The organism is Micromonospora sp. B11E3 (assembly GCF_039871625.1).
GTDB lineage: Bacteria > Actinomycetota > Actinomycetes > Mycobacteriales > Micromonosporaceae > Micromonospora.
In genome coordinates this window covers 1-2,556 of the sequence record NZ_JBDPMC010000177.1, presented here as the reverse complement: position 1 = coordinate 2,556, position 2,556 = coordinate 1, and the positions used below count along the sequence as shown (strand labels likewise).

General features: G+C 67.3%; 2 pseudogenes. One reads left to right on the top strand and one right to left on the bottom strand.

The features are described from left to right. Nucleotides 1–127: 127 nt before the first annotated feature. A pseudogene (locus tag ABGB16_RS33440) lies at nt 128–1,334 on the bottom strand (IS1380 family transposase); the annotation flags it as partial. Between the two features lie 119 nt (nt 1,335–1,453). Here ABGB16_RS33440 and ABGB16_RS33435 point away from each other — a divergent pair. Beyond that, nucleotides 1,454–2,240 (top strand): annotated as a pseudogene (locus tag ABGB16_RS33435) (IS256 family transposase); the annotation flags it as partial. Between the last annotated feature and the right edge of the window lie 316 nt (nt 2,241–2,556).

Below are 2,556 nucleotides of genomic sequence, written 5' to 3'. Positions count from 1 at the left end.
AGCACAATACCCACGGCAAATCCGTTTGCCCACGCCACCGGACAGTCTCAGGCGAGCGTCAGCCCTCTCACCTGCACAGATCCGCCGCCAACCCACCCCGCATGCCCACCAACTGTCGAACTCGGGTGCCTGCGGCGCGGAGCAGGTTGTGGGTGATCATCGCGCAGACCGCCCACGCGCTGTTGGCCGCGAAACGGCTGGAAGGAAGATGAGCCAACGGCCCGTCGATCAGATCGGAGAACACCGTCTCGATGATCGCGTGGCGGCGGTGGGTCAGGTCAGCCTGCACCGTGTGCTCGGTGTTGTCGGTGAAGAACGGGTGGTGACGCCAGACCGGGAACAGTTCGTCGAGCTTGTTCTGGTCGCGGACCCGGCGCACGATCAGCCGGGCGGTGACCGGGTGCTCGGTGGAGGCGAACGCGGTGAATCCGATCTCGGCGACCTCGGCGTCGGAGATCAGCTCGCCGGTGTGGGGATCGACCACCGCACCCGGATAGGTCACCGGGACCCAGGCGTCCTCCGGGATGGCGCCGATCGCCCGGGTGACCGTGCGGTTCTTGGCCAGCACCACCGAGAACCGTGCGCCTGCCTTCACACACGCTGCCACGACGGCGCTGTTGCCGTAGGCGGAGTCGCCGTGGACCAGGATCTCCCCGGTCGCGCCGGCGTCCCGGGCGACCTTGATCGCCTCCCGGACCATCGAGGCTGCGCCCTTCCCGGAGCCGGGCCCTCCCGGCCCGTAGCCGGATTCCGGCGACCACCGGTGCACCCTGCTCGGTGCTGATCGTGGTCGCCAACGGCGACAGGCCCCTGCGGAGAACCTGCTTGCCGGCGATCTTGGTGTGCCCGAAGCTGGCGCCCTGCTTGGCGTGCCCGTACACCGGGCGCAGCAGCGAGTCGATGTCGATGAACGCCCGCTGTTCGATCCCGGGCAGCAGGTCGGTCCGCTGCACCAGGTTCACCAGGTGCGCCCGCGCTACCGATGCCAGCTGCAGGCTGTGGCCGTGGGTGAACTCGCGGAGGAACTGTCCCAGCGTGGCCGGCGCATACACACCGCCGAACAGCCGTTTCATCCCCCCGGAGCGGATCACCTGCAGGTCGTCGATGCTGTCCGCGCCGGCGGCCATCCCCGCGATGATCGAGGACACCTTTCCCGCCGGGTTCACCCCCGCCGAGGCGACCCGGGTCGGGCCGAGCCCGACCCGGCCGTCGACCAGTTCCAAGAGCCCGGCCTGCTCGGCCAGCGCCATCACCGGCATCAATCCCGCCGACGACACCAAGTGCTCATCATCGAACAACGGCGTGGCCTTGGACCACGAGTGCGATAGTTTCACTTCCAGTGCCTTTTGGGTTCAGATCGATCAGGGGCTTCGACACTCCCGATTCTTCTGTCCCAGAAGGCACTTCCACGTTCCGACCCGCCGCACCAGCGCCGCCAACCCACGGCCGCTCCACGGATCGAGGCTACGTGTACCTGTGGGTCGACGGGATCCACCTCAAGGTCCGCCTCGAGCAGGACAAGGTGTGCCTGCTGGTGATGATCGGCGTGCGGGCCGACGGCACCAAGGAGCTGGTCGCGCTCGACGACGGACACCGCGAATCCACCGAGTCGTGGGCCGACCTTCTCCGGTCCTGCAAGCGCCGCGGCATGAGGGCACCGGCGCTCGCGGTCGGCGACGGCGCGCTCGGGTTCTGGGCCGCGGTCCGCACCGTGTTCCCCGAAACCAAGGAGCAGCGCTGCTGGTTCCACAAAATTTCGAACGTGCTCAACTGCCTCCCCAAGTCCGCGCAGCCCGGCGCGAAGGCCGCGCTCGCGTAGATCTGGAACGCCGAGGACAAGGACCACGCCTAGGCTGCCGCGAAGGCGTTCGGCGACAACTACGGGGCCCAAGTGGCCCAAGGCGGTCGCGAAGATCACCGATGACCTCGACGTGCTGCTCGCGTTCTACGACTATCCCGCCGAGCACTGGGTCCACCTGCGCACCACGAACCCGATCGAGTCGACCTTCGCGACCGTGCGGCTCCGGCAGCGGGTCACCAAGGGCCCCGGCTCCCGCGCCGCGGGTGTAGCGATGGCGTTCAAGCTCATCGAGTCCGCACAGGCCAGGTGGCGAGCCGTGAACGCACCCCACCTCGTCGCGCTCGTCCGAGCTGGCGCGACGTTCAAGAACGGCGTCCCCGTCGAACGAGACGATGACCAGCCTGCCGCCGAATCAGGAGGTGATCAACAAGTCGCATGACACACCGATCCACAGGTCTTGAGTAAGCCACGAACGAGGAAGGTGAGGTTGATGTAGGTAGACCCACTGGATGCGGTGCTGTGTAGGAGATGAAGGTTTGGCCCTTCGGCGTCGCCCTGCGGGGGGAGGCGTCAAACCACCTCAAGCTGCGTTGGTTGAAGACCGTCGTGGTGAGCGTTGAGGAAAAAGGGGTCTACTGCCGTTCTCGTGGGTCGGGTTCATGATCGTCCGGGTAGTGGTGGGCAGAGGCCGCCGCGGCGGAGGTTGGCCATGGTGATCAACGCTTTGGCGCTGCGGTAGCCGTAGGCCTGGCGGG